Source organism: Desulfobacterales bacterium (assembly GCA_034003325.1).
Taxonomy (GTDB): Bacteria; Desulfobacterota; Desulfobacteria; order Desulfobacterales; family JAFDDL01; genus JAVEYW01.
Genome location: JAVEYW010000003.1, coordinates 219120 through 234418 on the forward strand (window position 1 = coordinate 219120; position 15299 = coordinate 234418).

Annotated in this window: 13 protein-coding genes; 11 read left to right on the plus strand and 2 right to left on the minus strand. The window is 48.7% G+C overall.

What is annotated here, in order from left to right:
* The first annotated feature begins 22 nt into the window (after positions 1-22).
* From gspL to RBT11_04675, 10 genes are all read left to right on the plus strand, one after another.
* Positions 23-1465, plus strand: a complete 1443-nt coding sequence (gspL, locus tag RBT11_04630) for a type II secretion system protein GspL (protein MDX9786031.1) — start codon at positions 23-25, stop codon at positions 1463-1465.
* A 16-nt stretch (positions 1466-1481) separates the two neighbouring features.
* A complete protein-coding gene (locus tag RBT11_04635) occupies positions 1482-2012 on the plus strand; it encodes a hypothetical protein (protein ID MDX9786032.1) in 531 nt (176 codons plus the stop codon).
* Positions 2013-2048: 36 nt separating this feature from the next.
* The gene (gene gspN, locus RBT11_04640; GenBank protein MDX9786033.1) at positions 2049-2924 is read left to right on the plus strand and encodes a type II secretion system protein GspN; all 876 of its coding nucleotides are present in this window, start codon (positions 2049-2051) and stop codon (positions 2922-2924) included.
* 9 nt (positions 2925-2933) lie between these two features.
* On the plus strand, positions 2934-3800 hold the full coding sequence (locus RBT11_04645; protein ID MDX9786034.1) for a type II secretion system protein N: 867 nt from the start codon (positions 2934-2936) through the stop codon (positions 3798-3800).
* A 115-nt stretch (positions 3801-3915) separates the two neighbouring features.
* Positions 3916-5943 (plus strand): type II secretion system secretin GspD, encoded by a 2028-nt coding sequence (gspD, locus tag RBT11_04650; protein MDX9786035.1) that lies wholly within the window; start codon positions 3916-3918, stop codon positions 5941-5943.
* A 1-nt stretch (position 5944) separates the two neighbouring features.
* Positions 5945-7669, plus strand: a complete 1725-nt coding sequence (gene gspE, locus RBT11_04655; GenBank protein ID MDX9786036.1) for a type II secretion system ATPase GspE — start codon at positions 5945-5947, stop codon at positions 7667-7669.
* Positions 7670-7733: 64 nt separating this feature from the next.
* Positions 7734-8648 (plus strand): tetratricopeptide repeat protein, encoded by a 915-nt coding sequence (locus RBT11_04660; protein ID MDX9786037.1) that lies wholly within the window; start codon positions 7734-7736, stop codon positions 8646-8648.
* Between the two features lie 165 nt (positions 8649-8813).
* A complete protein-coding gene (gene rpe, locus RBT11_04665; protein MDX9786038.1) occupies positions 8814-9464 on the plus strand; it encodes a ribulose-phosphate 3-epimerase in 651 nt (216 codons plus the stop codon).
* A gap of 29 nt (positions 9465-9493) precedes the next feature.
* On the plus strand, positions 9494-9961 hold the full coding sequence (aroQ, locus tag RBT11_04670) for a type II 3-dehydroquinate dehydratase (protein ID MDX9786039.1): 468 nt from the start codon (positions 9494-9496) through the stop codon (positions 9959-9961).
* Positions 9962-9998: 37 nt separating this feature from the next.
* Positions 9999-11228 (plus strand): threonine ammonia-lyase, encoded by a 1230-nt coding sequence (locus RBT11_04675; GenBank protein ID MDX9786040.1) that lies wholly within the window; start codon positions 9999-10001, stop codon positions 11226-11228.
* On the opposite strand, the gene RBT11_04680 is transcribed toward RBT11_04675, so the two are convergent.
* The gene (locus RBT11_04680) at positions 11212-12792 is read right to left on the minus strand and encodes an AMP-binding protein (GenBank protein ID MDX9786041.1); all 1581 of its coding nucleotides are present in this window, start codon (positions 12790-12792) and stop codon (positions 11212-11214) included. The two genes, RBT11_04675 and RBT11_04680, sit on opposite strands and share 17 nt — an antisense overlap.
* A 61-nt stretch (positions 12793-12853) precedes the next feature.
* Positions 12854-14503: a fatty acid--CoA ligase gene (locus tag RBT11_04685; protein ID MDX9786042.1), complete on the minus strand. Its 1650-nt coding sequence runs from the start codon at positions 14501-14503 to the stop codon at positions 12854-12856.
* Positions 14504-14926: 423 nt separating this feature from the next.
* Between RBT11_04685 and RBT11_04690 the strand changes: the two genes are divergently transcribed.
* Positions 14927-15199 (plus strand): hypothetical protein, encoded by a 273-nt coding sequence (locus RBT11_04690; GenBank protein ID MDX9786043.1) that lies wholly within the window; start codon positions 14927-14929, stop codon positions 15197-15199.
* Positions 15200-15299: the final 100 nt, after the last annotated feature.

Here is a 15299-nt window from a genome sequence, read left to right on the forward strand (position 1 = left end):
CTAAGCTGATATTGGAGACGGCATGAGCAGAAAATATCTGGGGCTGGACATTCAGGAAGACGCATTGTCCGCGGTTTTGCTGCAAAGCGGCCTAAAAACCCGTTTGATAGAATCCTGCATTCAAATTCCCCTGCCGGCCGCCGAATCTTTCCCGGAAAATATTCAAGAGGCCTTTAAAACGCTGGTGGCGGCGATGCCTTTAGACGGCCCTGTGACAACCCTTTCCATACCCATTCAATACGTTACATGCCGCAACCTGGACGTCCCTTTTTCCGATTCAAAAAAAATTCGTCAGGTATTGCCGTTTGAGCTGGAACCCCGCTTGCCTTTTCCGGTTGAAGACCTGGTGATTGATTTTCAGAAAGTCAAAACAACCGGTGATATTACTCGAATTCTTGCCGTAGCAGCGGAAGTGTTCAGAATAAAACCCTTATTGGACATTCCGGTTGGTTATCAATTGGATCCGGAAACCGTTTTACCGGGTGCTTACGGTGTGGGCTGTTGGCTCTCCGGCCAAACCTACATGCCGGAGGATTGGATTCTTCTGGATGTATCCAATCAACGATGCGGCATGGTGGTTGTTTGCAAGCGTACCATATGCCTGTTACGCTCGTTTCCGGTGCTGCTGTCGAGCCCGAATGCTTTCACGGCAATCGGTGGGCATATTCAACAAACCATGACAGCCATGGACGGCATCTTACAAACGGCCTACCTTCCCACTCGCCTTGTATTAACCGGGGCCGGCGCTGAAAACGATACCCTGCACGCCTGCCTTTCAGAAAAATTCGGCATTTCAGTTCAAAAATTAAACCTGCTTGAAGAGCTGAACCTCACTCAAGCCCTGCCTTCAACTAATTCACCGCATCGAATGAACAACGCACTTGCCGGCGCTCTGATTGCCGCGGATGGTTATCGCGGCGGATTGAATCTCAGGCAAGGTGTATTGGCCGCAAAAAGCCGGCTATATGAATATAAAAGCCTTATTTTCAGAACCTGTATTTTGGGCGCGCTCGCTATTATCTGTGCCCTGGCGGGTATTCTTTCCGATATATTCATTTTGGAGGGAAAAGCGAATCAGTTGACAGCGCAAGTCACCACTTTATTTAAATCCACCCTGCCGAATATTCAGAAAATCGTGGATCCCGTTCACCAGCTCACCATGGAAATTGAAGCGATCAAAAAGAAAGCGCTGACACCCGAGATCAGTCATCATTATTTGCCGGCGATCGATATGCTGCTATATCTGAGCCGGGAAATTCCCGAAACATTGGATGTCCACTTTACGAGTCTGGTGGCGGGCGATCAAAGCCTTCTCATCTCCGGCACAACGGATTCTTTCAACGCCGTTAATGAAATGACCCAAAAAATAGAAAAAAACCCCGTTTTTAAAAGCATTAAGATTAATTCCGCCAACATGGATCCGAATGGAAACCGGGTCCGATTTAAAATCAGGGTTCAGCTCTGATTGATGGGAAAAACTCTTGGCCATCAAGCTGAATAAACGAGAACAATATTTTGTATCAGCGGCAATTGCGGTTGTCGTTGTTTTCACTGTTATTCACTTGATTGTGTTACCCTTGTTGGCAAAGCGCAACCAATTGAAACGGACCGTGAGGGTAAAGATTGAGCAGCTTCAAACCATGCGCGCGCTATCCGCCGAGTATCAATTGCTGAGCGAGCAGTCCGAATCCGCTAAAATTCGGCTGGCCAACCGTGAGGCGGGTTTCTCCCTCTTTTCCTATTTGGATGAGCTTGTCGGGAAAACCGGCTTAAAGGATCGAATCAGTTACATGAAGCCATCGACCAGCGAGGGACCGGACAAGCACTATAAAATTTCAACCGTAGAAATGAAACTTCAGGGACTTACACTTGAAAGATTGGTTCAATATCTTTATCATCTTGAAAAATCAGGGAAAAGCGTTCAGATCAAACGAATTTCCATCACGGAAACAGGAAAATCGGAGGGGTTGGTGGATGTTGTCTTGCAAGTTGAAACGCTCGAATCGGTTTGATAAGGCAGCCCTGTCGCCAGCAAGGTCACCGGTGTCATGAAAAAATTTTACCTCCCTATTTTATACGCATTTTACGTTGTAGCGGCCGTTATTTTTTTTATTTACGCGCTCTTTCCGGAAGAAGCGGCAAAACGCATGGTTTCGGATCGGTTTGAATACGCTTTTCCAGGATATAGTGTTCAAATAGAGCGCTTGGCGCCGAGCTTTCCTCCGGGTATCACCTTAAAGGACGTAACGGTTTTTCAGCCAAAAAAAGGGGGGGTCGAGGTGCCCCATGTTCGAATTTGCCCGAGTCTTTCTCGACTTATTCGAGGCCGGCTATTCCTTCACTATCAAGGCAACATTCAAAATGGTGCTTTCAGCGGTGATATGGAAATGGATGCCGACCAATGGCATCAGCCGAAAAAAATCACCCTGTCCCTGTCGCAGGTACATCTTCAGAACGCGGTGCTGAATGCTATTGAAAGCCCGCCGCCTGAATTGACCGCCGCTGTTGACGGTCACATGACCTTTGTGCCGAATTTGAAAACCGGGTTAACGATATATGCAAAGCTGGCGCTCACAGAGGTGATGTTAACCCTTCCCGCGTTATCCGATGTGTTGGAGCCCTTTCGATTTGCAACCATCGATTTGAATTGTTCCATGGCGCACCGCATTCTCCGTATTAATAACGGCGTGTTCAGCGGACCTCAATTGGAAGGCACCATGGCAGGGACGTTGATTTTCAGTGACCCGTTACCCAAAAGCCGTTTAAATCTGCGCTTTGTTGTTTCTCTTCGTCCCGAATATCACGACAAACTGGCACAAGCGCTGCCGGTCGTCCTGTTTCAAAATAAAAGCGGCAATCCGGTCGGTTTTGAATTCGAACTAAACGGCATGTTGGAAAAACCAAGTGTTTCCATATCACGCTGAGTGTTATATATGATTAAAATTGCCTCTCATATCCTTAATCTTCTCTTTATCACAGCAGCCGTCTACTTTGCGGTGAATGCGGGCTATAACCTGCTGCAACTAAAAACAACCATGCCATCGCCCATAAGCCCTGCCGCGTGGACGGCATCGTCCGAAACGGATACCGAAAAACAACCGCTACTGTTTTATCAGCCGATCCTTAAACGCAACCTTTTCCACACCAAGGGTGAGACCGACTCCAAAACCACCCCAGAAGCCAAGACGGTTGATATTGACAAATTGGAAAAAACCGAGCTGCGGCTGAAACTGTGGGGTACGGTTGCCTCAGCGGGTGATACCGCCTATGCAGTGATTGAATCGGAAAAAGAACGCAAGCAAAGTCTTTACAAAGTCGGTGATACCGTCGAAACCGCAACGGTAAAAATAATTTTAAGGGAAAAGGTGATCCTGACCGTGGACGGAAAAGACGAGGTGCTGGAGATTCAGCAACCGGTCGATTTGCCGATGGCAAACCAAAGGAAAACCGTTGCTTCGATGGCTCCCGCCTCGCCTTTTTCCAACGCCGTATCCAAGCGGCGAATCACCATGACACGCGCTCAGATTGAATCCGCCATGAGCAATGTCGCGCAGCTCATGAGTGAGGCCAAGATTGATCCTGTATCGGACGGGTTGATGGTCACCAATGTCAAGCCCAACTCTTTGTTTCGCAGAATGGGGCTTAGAAATGGTGACATTATTGTGGGAGTGGACGGCAAGGCCATTGGCTCGGTGGACGATGCCTTGAAACTTTATGAAAATTTAAAAACATCCGATACAGCTTCCGTGGAAATAAAAAGAAGAGACCGGCACCAAATGATTGAGTATCGAATAAGGTAGTACAAACCAGTCGAGTGTTTGGGCCGGTATCGTTTTTTTTCAACAGAAGCCGCCCAAACATTACCGTATTATAGACCGGCAACAGGTTTCACAACAAGGAACGGGATATCCATTTATGATCGCACGAATACCCCTCAGGGCCCACTTATCGGCGTTATTGATCTCTTGGCTTCTCATATTGACCATGACGCTTCAAGTGCCCGCGGCAGATTCACCCGCTTCGGCCAAGCCCGAACCCAACCCGGTGAAAGCCGGTGAAAAGGAGCGGTTTGTCACCATTGATTTCAATAATGTGGATATCGAGGTTTTCATAAAATTTATCAGCGAACTCACCGGCAAGAACTTTGTCATTGATAACCGGGTGAAAGGAAAGGTCACCATCACTTCACCGGCCCGTATTTCAGTCGATGAGGCCTATCGTGTATTTGAATCGGTCCTCGAGGTGAACGGATTTGCAACCGTGCCTGCCGGAAAAGTCACCAAAATAGTCCCCTCCCCAGATGCACGGGGAAAAGATATCGAAACCCGCATTAACTCTCAAATGCGCCCCTTATTGGATAAAAAAGACGACACGCTCATCACGCAACTAATTCCCCTGACATATGCCAGCGCGGAAGAAATAAAACGGCTCTTTACACCCTTGATTTCAAAAAACAGCGCCATATTGGCCTATCCGGCCACCAACACGCTGATTATCACGGATGCCTATTCCAATATTCAACGACTGACTAAAATTCTAAAGGCCATTGATTTGCCCGGTATCGGTCAGGAAATATCCGTCATTCCGCTGGTACATGCGGGATCTGAAAAAATGGTCAAAACGCTTCAGGAGGTTTTTAAGCAACCAAAAGTCGCCAAAAGCGTGCTGCCCCAACAAGAGACTGCGCAATTCGTTTCCGACGAGCGAACCAATACCATCATCGCCATGGCCAGTGAAAACGATATGGCGCGAATTAAAAAGCTGATTGAAATTCTGGACAAGCAAACACCTCGTGGAAAAGGCAAAATTCAAGTCTATTACCTGGAAAACGCCATTGCGGAAGATACCGCCAAGGTGCTTCAGGAACTTCCGTCCAAAAAGAGCAACGCCAAATCCAACGAAGCACCTATTGTTTCAGAAGAAGTAAAAGTGACCGCCGACAAAGCGACCAACAGCCTCATCATTATGGCGGATGCGGAAGATTATCTGGTCATTGAAGACATCATTCAGAAACTGGATATTCCGCGATCCATGGTGTATATTGAATCCCTTATTATGGAGGTTAATGTTAATAAAAATTTTAACCTTGGGATTAAATGGTCGGTTTTCGGCGAAACGTCGGTGGATGGCAAGTCTGCGGCCATCGGCGGTAGATTCAGTCCGGACGGCAGCGCGATCGGAACGGGCGACCTGGCCCAATCGGGGATGGCGTTAGGCATCATTTCCAGCGATTTGATCGAATTTACATTAGGGGGCATACCCATCAGTCTTCCCAATTTGGGGGCTGTCGCCAATGCATTTAAGGGGGACGAAGATGTCCATATTCTTTCAACGCCGCAAATCCTGACCACAGATAATGAAGAAGCCAAAATCATTGTGGGCAGAAACATTCCTTTTAAGACAAAGACTACTACCAGCAGTGATTTAAACGAAACCTTCAACTCCATTGAATACAAGGATGTGGGATTAACACTTAAAATAACGCCTCACATCAGTAAGGATCGGCTGGTTCGTCTACAAATATCTCAGGAACTCACGGCCCTGACCGGTTCACCGGAGGATGTTACGGATCAACCGTCCACATTGAAACGCTCGGTGGAAACGACGGTGATTGTAAAAGATCAAAATACGATCGTGATCGGGGGACTTATCGATGATAATATCACAAACAGTCAAAATCAGGTGCCATGTCTGGGGAGTATTCCGCTCATGGGACGATTGTTCAGTTCCGAATCAAAATCGAACCAAAAAACCAATCTCTATATTTTTATCACCCCCCGCGTAATCAAAAGCCCTGCCGAAGCACAAGCCGTTCTGAATGAAAAACAAGCCGAAATCAATGTGATTCACGAGGGGAATATCAAATTATTTGACACCGATGGAAAGATAAATAGGGCGCCCTTCGGGGATGCATCATCGGTATCGCCGTCCGGAACAAAATAAAATGATGCAAAGAATGCCTCTTATTTATTTTTTAAAAAAAACTCGGGGTGTTTCGGAGCAAACCCTCTCCGATATCACAAAGTTGTTCGAGGAGAGCGCAGAAGTGGACGGAATGCTTCTGCTGAAGAAAAAGATGATCACTGAAGATCAACTCCTTAACGCATGGGCGCTTCAATATGCAGTGCCGTTTCAGGAGGACCTGCCGCTGGATCACATTGACACGGAATTCGCGGACACCATACCGATACAATTTCTTAAAAAATATCTCATGGTGCCGCTGCAACAAACGTCATCCGGCCACAATCGTAACGAGTCCGCTCAACCCCTTATCGCCATCCATGATCCTTCCAATTTTCAGCCTTTGGATGATCTGGTTCGACTGCTCGGTCTTAAGGAATTTCAGATTATACTGGCTCGTAAAGATGCCATTCTTTCCGCCATCAATCTGTTTTATGATCTTCGACGCGATTCAGCTGAACAACTCGTTCAGGATATGGAAGAAGAAGATGGCCGCGCCATCATCAGTGAAATCGGTGACACGGAAGACTTGCTGGACGACACCAGTGATGCGCCGATCATTAAACTGGTCAATCACATTTTATCCCAATCCATCAAAGCCAGGGCCAGCGATATTCACATCGAGCCCTATCAAACCGGTTTCAAGGTCCGCTATCGCATTGACGGCATTTTATATGACCTGTTAACACCGCCAAAGTGGATTCAGGCGGCATTGATCTCCCGCATCAAGGTAATGGCCAAACTCAACATCGCCGAAAAACGGCTGCCCCAGGATGGCCGCCTGGAAGTGCGAGTTGGGGATCAGGAAATCGATGTCCGGGTATCCACCATACCCATCTCTTTCGGCGAACGCGTCGTCATGCGGCTCTTGAATAAAACGGCCACTGTACTTCAACTCTCTGAAATCTGTCCCGAACCTGAGAAGCTTGACCAACTTGAACGATTGGTCAAATCCCCCAACGGCATTATTTTGGTCACCGGCCCCACCGGCAGTGGAAAAACAACCACGTTATATGCGGTGTTATCCAGCATCAACAAGCCTGAAATAAACATTATCACAATTGAAGATCCGGTGGAATACCAGCTTAAAGGCATCAGTCAGATTCAGGTCAATCCGAAAATCGATCTGACATTTGCCCGCGGACTTCGCTCCATCGTAAGGCAAGATCCGGATGTGATTCTCATCGGTGAAATCCGCGATAAAGAGACAGCCGATATCGCGGTTCAGTCCGCTCTCACGGGACATTTGGTCTTCTCCACCCTGCACACCAATGACTCGGCCAGTGCCATTACGCGTTTGGTCGATATCGGGGTCGAGCCGTTTTTAATTGTCTCATCGGTGATTGCCGTTGTAGCCCAGCGTCTGGTGAGAGTCCTCTGTGACGCGTGCAAGGAACCCTACATTCCGGACAGGGCGGATTTGATCAGTATCGGTCTTCCCGTCGAACAATTTTCAGGGAAAACCCTTTACCGGGCCGTCGGGTGTGACAAATGCATTAACGCGGGGTATCGCGGCCGGGTCGGTATTTTTGAAATACTCGAATTAAATAGCCGTTTAAAGAGGCTGATGATTGAAACCCATGATTCGAACCGCATTAAGGAAGAAGCATTGGCCGCTCACATGACAACGCTTCGGGACGATGGGTTGAACAAGGCGCTTCGCGGCATTACCACCATTGAAGAAGTACTGCGCGTAACCAATATTTAATAGTGATAAGCGCTTTTTCTTGCAGGTTTTTGATAAAGGGTTCCAGGGGACATCGGTAAATACCATGGCCATCAGGTTTTTTCTTATTCTGTTTTTTCTTCTAGTCTGCGTCCCGCAATCCGACGCTCACTCACTGATAATTGATGCGGACGCTCAGTATGCCTATGCCGAGTCCTGCTTCAAGGAAAAGAATTTTGAACAGGCGGCCAATGAATTTAAACGGTTTCTTCATTTTTTTCCAGAGGATGCACGCCTTTATGCCGCTGAATATCAAATCGGATTATCCTATTTCAACATCGGGCAATTCCAATTTGCTGAAGACACGTTCAGGAAAATGCTGAATCGAACAAATGACAGCGCATATGTCAACAAAGCGCTCTTCATGATTTACGAGTGCCGATTGAAATCAAATGATTTCGATGGCGCAAGCGCAGCGCTTCGCGTCTTGATACAAGGCGCAAAGGACGACGACACACGAGATGAGGCCCGATATCGGCTCGCCTGGTTTTGGATAGAGGCCGCTTCATGGCAAAACGCAAAGGACGCTTTGAACACGATTGGTCCTGAAAACCGGAATAAATACCATGTAGCGGAAACTATCGCCGAAATCGATACGGCCCACACACTACCGCAAAAAGACCCGGCCATTTCAGGCATGCTATCGATTTTGCCGGGAGCCGGGCATCTGTATTGCGGTCGATTCCAGGACGCTGCCGTCGCTTTTTTGCTGAACGCCGCCCTGATCGGTTCCGCCATAGAGGCTTTCGATCATGATCTTTCCTGGTTGGGCGGTGCTATCACCCTGTTTGAAGCAGGAATTTATTCAGGCACGATTTACAGCGCCGTTGGAAGCGCCCATAAATTCAATCGGCAGGAAACCGGAAAATTTATCAGGGGACTTAAACGCCACGCCGTTTCGGGGCTATCGATCGCTCCTGCTCCCGGCGGTTTTCATCTGGCCCTTACATTGGCCTTTTAGGCCCTTTACCAGAAACATGCACGCTTTTGCGCGTATATTCGCCGAAGGTGAACGATGGCTTTTATGCATCCCAGCATTCCAGCATCCGGCTTTCAATTTGCCCTCGAATGGTATATGGATAGCCCGTTGCAGGCCTATTTATTCATTTTAAGGAGAGCTTGATTGATGAAACTAATTGCCCCGTCGATATTATCCGCCGATTTTTCAAAACTCGGGGAGGAAATAAAAACGGTTGAAGCCGCAGGCGCAGACTGGATCCATGTGGATGTTATGGATGGTCATTTCGTACCCAACATCACCATGGGACCGATCGTGGTAGAGGCCGTCAAAAAGGCGACAAGCCTTCCGGCTGATGTGCATTTGATGATTGAATACCCGGATCGCTATATTGCTGATTTTGCCAAGGCGGGGGCGGATTTTATCTCCGTGCATGTTGAAGCCTGCGTCCATTTGAATCGGACCATTCAACTGATCAAGGAGTCCGGCGCCAAAGCGGGCGCGGTTTTAAACCCGGCCACCCCCCTCTCCGCTTTGGATTGGGTGTTGGATTCCCTCGATTTTGTGCTGATCATGAGCGTCAATCCCGGTTTCGGCGGTCAGGCTTTTATCCCCAACAGCCTGGAGCGGATTCGCCGGCTTCGCAACATGATCACCGATAAAAATCTACCCACGCTGATTCAAATTGACGGTGGCGTGAATAGCCGCACCATCACCGATATCTCAAAAGCGGGAACAGATGTTTTTGTCGCAGGCTCTGCTATTTTCGGCAGCGCCGATTACCGGCATACCATTAAGACCCTTCGGGAAAACATGTAAGTTGCCTGCGCTCAAAAGGAGAAACTCTCATGGCTCGAAAACAACCGGCGCTCAGCATTTTGGTTGTCCATGGACCCAATTTAAATATGTTGGGTAAGCGGGAACCGTCAATTTACGGCACGGACACTCTGGCGGACATCGATCAAGGCTTGAAACAAACCGGCAAACAATTGGGCATAACGGTGGAAACCTTTCAATCAAACCATGAGGGGGCGATTGTGGATCGCATTCAGGCCGGATTTGGAACCATCCAAGGGCTCATCATTAATCCCGGCGCCTACACCCACACCAGTGTGGCCATTCGGGACGCTCTGCTGCTGTTTGATATTCCGATCATTGAAATTCATCTCTCCAACATCTATAAAAGAGAAGCGTTTCGTCATAGCTCCATGATTGCCGGCGTGGCGACAGGCCAGATAGCCGGGTTCGGCGCACATGGATACACTCTGGCAATACAAGCGATGGCACGGTTGCTCTCAACTGCAAATTCCCATTAACTGATTTTTAAAAGCGCATTCGCACCACACACACCTCATGCCGATTACTCTCAATGATATTAAACGCGCCGCCGAGATTCTAAAGGGAAATATCAACGACACCCCCTGCTTATTTTCCGTTAAATTATCCGCTATTACAGGGATTAATGTTTTTTTGAAATACGAAAATCTTCAGTTTACCGGGTCGTTCAAGGAACGCGGCGCGTTGCTGAAGCTTGAATCGCTTTCTGTCAAGAGCCGAAAAAAGGGAGTCATCACCATGTCGGCCGGCAACCATGCACAAGCGGTTGCCCATCGGGCGAGCCAACTGGGCATTCCCGCAACGATTGTGATGCCGCGCTATACGCCGAACATCAAGGTCGAGCGCACCCGGGCTTTCGGCGCCGAAGTTATTCTTCATGGCGAAGAGTTGTCAGAAACCGCGGCGTTAGCGAAAAAGCTGGTCAAGGACCGGCGGCTGATTATGCTTCACCCTTACGATGATGAGAAAATTATTACCGGCCAGGGCACCATCGCGCTTGAAATGCTAAATCAACATCCGACTCTGGACGTAATCATCGTACCGGTGGGTGGTGGCGGACTCATATCGGGAATCGCCATTGCGGCCCGGGAAATCAACCCGGCCATTGATATCATCGGCGTTGAGACGCAAAGATTTCCTTCCATGAAACAGGCCTTGGCCGGAGAGCCGATTCAATGCGGCCGATCCACCATTGCCGAGGGAATTGCAGTGAAAACGCCCGGTGTCAACACGCTGCCGGTGATTCGTCGTTTGGTCAAAGACATTGTGCTCGTGGATGAACCCGAAATTGAGTCAGCGGTTCGCATGCTCCTGGATTTAGAAAAAACAGTCGTCGAAGGCGCCGCCGCCGCCGCTGTGGCCGCGCTGGTCAAAACCGCTGACCGGCTTTCAGGCCGAAACGTGGGCGTCGTGCTGAGCGGCGGCAATATCGATCCCTTGGTGTTGGCCTCGATCATCAAACGGGGGTTGGTCCAATCCGGCCGCATGGTTCGGCTGCATGTGGCCGTTTATGATGTGCCGGGCGCCTTGTCGAAGGTCTGCCGCTGCATCGGAGACGCCGGCGCAAATATCGTCGAAGTGCATCACCAGCGCTCCTTTACCAGCCTGCCCCTGCAATCTGCAGACGTTGAATTTATACTCATTACCCGCGGCCGGGATCATGTCGATGAAATCATGTCCGCGCTTAGCCTCGACGGGTTTACCGCCCGTTTGATGAACGTGGCGGATATCAATAATCCGTTTTAAAACTCTCCGCAATTCCCGCATATTGTTTGCGCAGTTTCGGTTTTTCAATCTTACCCGTCGGATTGCGGGGTACTTCGCCGAATATGATTTGACGCGGCCGTTTGTATCTGGCCAGTGGCTGACAAAAATCGTTGACTTCCTCGGGTGTCAGCGCTTCTCCTGGCTTCACCTGAACAACGGCCACGGCGATTTCCCCCAGCCGATGGTTCGGAACGCCGATAACGGCGACATCTTGAATCCTGTCATGCGCCTGAAGAAGTGCTTCGATCTCCACCGGATAGATGTTTTCACCCCCGGTGATGATGATGTCTTTTTTTCGATCCACCAGCCAAATAAAACCGTCCTCATCCTGCTTGGCGATATCACCGGTCAGCAACCATCCGTTTTTCAAGGTTGCCGCGGTTTCTTCCGGGTTTTTATAATAGCATTTCATAACCGCCGGTCCCCGAACCATCAATTCTCCGACCACACCGTTGGCCACACGGTTCAGATTCTCATCCACCACAGCCGCTTCCCAGTCAAACCCGGGCAGCCCGATCGCGCCGACCTTATGCGAGTTTTCAATGCCCAAATGAACACATTCAGGTCCCGTGGCTTCGGTCAATCCGTAGTTAGTATCGTATGCATGGTGGGGAAATACGCGCTTCCATTCCCTGATAAGGCTCGGCGGAACCGGTTGCGCCCCGATATGCATCAAGCGCCACTGTGAAAGGTTATAGGCATCCAAATGAATTTCACCGCGCTCAATCGCCAACAAAATATCCTGCGCCCATGGGACCAGGAGCCATACCACGGTCACCTGTTCTTCGGAAATCGCCTCTAAAATCCATTGGGGGCTGATACCTTTTAAAATAACGGCCTTTGCGCCCATGATGAAATTTCCGAACCAGTGCATTTTGGCACCGGTGTGATAGAGCGGCGGCAAACAGAGAAAATTATCGTTTCTGTTCTGCAAATGGTGTTTGTTCTCGACAAAGCAGGCTGCCTCCAGATTGCGGTGGGTTAATAACGCTGCTTTGGGTGTACCGGTGGTTCCGGAAGTAAAATAGAGGGCCGCCTCGTCGGTGATTTCGATGGGAATTTCAGGGTCGACCGGCGGCATATCCTCAATGAATTGATGATAATCCATCGCGTAATGCGGTCGCCGCTCGCCGGGGCCGACAAATATATAATGCTGAATGGTCCGATCCAAATCCGCCTTGATGCTATCGATTCGCTCGATAAATTCCTCGCCGAAAAAAATAGCCGTCGCCTCAGCCGTCTCAACGCATCTGCCGATGGTTTTGGCCACAAATCTGAAATTCAGCGGAACCGCCCAGGCACCCGTGCGCAGTATACCAAAATAGATCGGCAACCACTCAAGGCTGTTCATCATCAGATGAACCACCCGGTCTCCTTTTTTGATCCCCCTTCTTGTCAATGCCTGGGCCACCCGATTTGCCTGATCATCAAATTCCCGCCAGGAAATCTCTCGCCGAATATTTTTTGCAGGTTCTCTCTCGATGAGCGCCACATCTTTTCCGTACAGCCTGGCGTTTCGAGCCAGGATCTCAAAAATCAACATTCGTTTTCTTCTCCACGCAACCTAATTTTTAGATATAACAAAGGGGGGCGTCAAAGAGCCGCTATATTCCCATCTGATTCCGAATATTTTTTTTATTGATTTTACCAACACTTGTTTTGGAGATCGCATCCACCAGAACTACTTTTTGCGGTATGGCATATTGCGCAATTCTACCCTCCCGTGCAAATTGCGCAAAAAAAGCCTTCAGGTCGTTTTCATCCACTTTGCCCCTGTATTCTTGTTTTAACACCACCAGGGCAATCGGCCGTTCACCCCATTTTTCATCCGGAACGCCGATAATGGCCGCTTCACTGACCGCTTCGTGCTGAGTGATAATATCCTCCAGCTCAAGGGATGAGAGCCATTCTCCGCCGGTTTTAATTACATCTTTAATGCGATCCGTAAGTTGTAAATATCCATCCGATGTGAAAAAACCGATATCCCCCGTATGAAGCCATCCGTCTTTCCATAACGTTTCACTCAATTCCGTTTCTCTATAATAGCCTTTTGTCAACCAAGGGCTTCTGACAATTACTTCTCCCACGGACACACCGTCATGCGGGAGCGGATTGCCTAGTGGATCGGCTATTTCCACCTCGACCAGCGGCGTTGGCACGCCGGTGCGGCATCGGTAACCGACCTGCTCCTCATCGGAGCTATTGAGTAAATCAGGCTTGAACGTAGCCAGTGTCATCAGCGGCCCGGTTTCAGACAACCCGTACCCGGAGATAAGATTGATCCCCCGCGACATGGCGTCTTTACATAGCCCCGGCGCCAGCGCCGAGCCACCGATGATCATTTTCCATCCTTTGACATTCGCGGTTTCAATCCCCGGTGAGTTCAGCAGAAGATGCAGCATCGTCGGTACGCAATGGGAAAAGGTGACTTTCTCGGCACCGAAAAGGTGCAATAATCTCTCGGGCTCGTATTTACCCGGGTAAACCTGCTTTGCGCCGATTGAGGTCATCATATACGGCAAGCCCCACGCATGAACATGAAACATGGGGGTAAGGGGCATATAAACATCATCCGAGTTAACAATAAACTGGCTGCTATGACCCGAAAGCACCATGGTTAGCGCCATGGTATGCAGCACCAGTTGCCGATGCGAAAAATAAACCCCTTTTGGCCGACCGGTCGTCCCGGTCGTATAAAACAACGTGGCCAGTGTATTTTCATCAAAATCCGGATAAGAAAAACTATCGCTCGCTTTTTGAATTAAATGCTCATATTCGCCGGCAGACGACCAGTCCGTCTTCGGGTCTGCCGCATCATCATTGATCACTATCATTTGTTTCTCCTGCCCAATCTGATTCTTTATTCCCTCCAACAGGGGCAAGAAATCCGTATGGACAAGTATCAATTTATCCTGTGCATGATTAATCGTGTATATGAGATGATCCGGCGAGAGCCGAATGTTAACAGTGTGCAAGATCGCGCCCATCATCGGTACCGCAAAATAAGCCTCCAGGTAACGGTGACTGTCCCAATCCATCATGGCCACCCGGTCACCCGCCTTAACTCCCATCTGCATTAAAACGTTGGCAAGCTTGGCGATCCGTTTGGCGAACACCGCATAGGTATAGCGGCACTTATCCCGGTATACGATTTCCCGTTCCGCCCAAAAATTAAGGGGAAATCGAAGCAGGTGTTTTATCAGTAGTTGATAGTTAAGGGCGGATGGCGCCGGCTTATTATTCTCGAGCATCATAACTCCTCCAAATGAGGTTACGTCGGTCGTTCTTTTTGTTCGCTGACGCTTGAATCGTTCCTGTAAAACTAACAAAAAAAACATAACCCCGCAACTCTTCCTTATCAAGTTATTTGATCGTATCCGCTCAAAAACAATAACCACCGTATCAAATACCGGCGGCCCGAAAACTAGCAACTGTCCGGTAATAGCCGGCATGGCGAAAGGGAGAAAAACACCGCCTCACAGTGAAGGTGTCTTTCATCTTTAATCATCAGGTAGGAAAGTACGGTTTTTTAATCATATAAATAAGGTGTTTGCCCTATGGTTTTTTTATCCTGATAGCAATAGGGTGAAATAAAAGTCGCAAAAGCAAAAAATAGTTTCCTCCGTCAATTGTTCACTTCAATTTTAATTCTCAACTTGAAATAAAGGAGGCGCAAAATGGGTGGAAAAGGAAAATCTAAAATAGCGAATTTCAAGCGTCGTTCCAGTGGGCTCCCAACTCCTTCCCATAAAAAAGGGGAGCGTAACATTTTCTGCCCTCACTATTGCGGTTGCCTTGATTTTGCCATCTCCAAATCCTGGGAATATTGGGCTTGTTCCGAGTGCCGGTTTAAGGAAAGCAGGCAATATTTGGAGGAATACCCGTTCACCAACAGCGATACGGTATTGTACCACTCCTTGCCGCCTGAAATTTTTATGAAGGTAGGGTAATACCCTATATATTTTCAGGAAACACCCCACATAGAATTAAGTCACCCTGGATATTCGAATTATCGAGCAGTTAGTAAAAGTGACTTAACTTGCAATTCCC

What these genes read in the sequence shown, in the direction of transcription:
- RBT11_04645 (MDX9786034.1), top strand. Translation starts at nt 2,934, where the DNA reads ATGATTAAAATTGCCTCTCATATCCTTAATCTTCTCTTTATCACAGCA.
- RBT11_04690 (MDX9786043.1), top strand. Translation starts at nt 14,927, where the DNA reads ATGGGTGGAAAAGGAAAATCTAAAATAGCGAATTTCAAGCGTCGTTCC.
- gspN (MDX9786033.1), top strand. Translation starts at nt 2,049, where the DNA reads ATGAAAAAATTTTACCTCCCTATTTTATACGCATTTTACGTTGTAGCG.
- aroQ (MDX9786039.1), top strand. Translation starts at nt 9,494, where the DNA reads ATGGCTCGAAAACAACCGGCGCTCAGCATTTTGGTTGTCCATGGACCC.
- RBT11_04685 (MDX9786042.1), bottom strand. Translation starts at nt 14,503, where the DNA reads ATGATGCTCGAGAATAATAAGCCGGCGCCATCCGCCCTTAACTATCAA.
- rpe (MDX9786038.1), top strand. Translation starts at nt 8,814, where the DNA reads ATGAAACTAATTGCCCCGTCGATATTATCCGCCGATTTTTCAAAACTC.
- RBT11_04680 (MDX9786041.1), bottom strand. Translation starts at nt 12,792, where the DNA reads ATGTTGATTTTTGAGATCCTGGCTCGAAACGCCAGGCTGTACGGAAAA.
- gspE (MDX9786036.1), top strand. Translation starts at nt 5,945, where the DNA reads ATGATGCAAAGAATGCCTCTTATTTATTTTTTAAAAAAAACTCGGGGT.
- RBT11_04675 (MDX9786040.1), top strand. Translation starts at nt 9,999, where the DNA reads ATGCCGATTACTCTCAATGATATTAAACGCGCCGCCGAGATTCTAAAG.
- gspD (MDX9786035.1), top strand. Translation starts at nt 3,916, where the DNA reads ATGATCGCACGAATACCCCTCAGGGCCCACTTATCGGCGTTATTGATC.
- gspL (MDX9786031.1), top strand. Translation starts at nt 23, where the DNA reads ATGAGCAGAAAATATCTGGGGCTGGACATTCAGGAAGACGCATTGTCC.
- RBT11_04660 (MDX9786037.1), top strand. Translation starts at nt 7,734, where the DNA reads ATGGCCATCAGGTTTTTTCTTATTCTGTTTTTTCTTCTAGTCTGCGTC.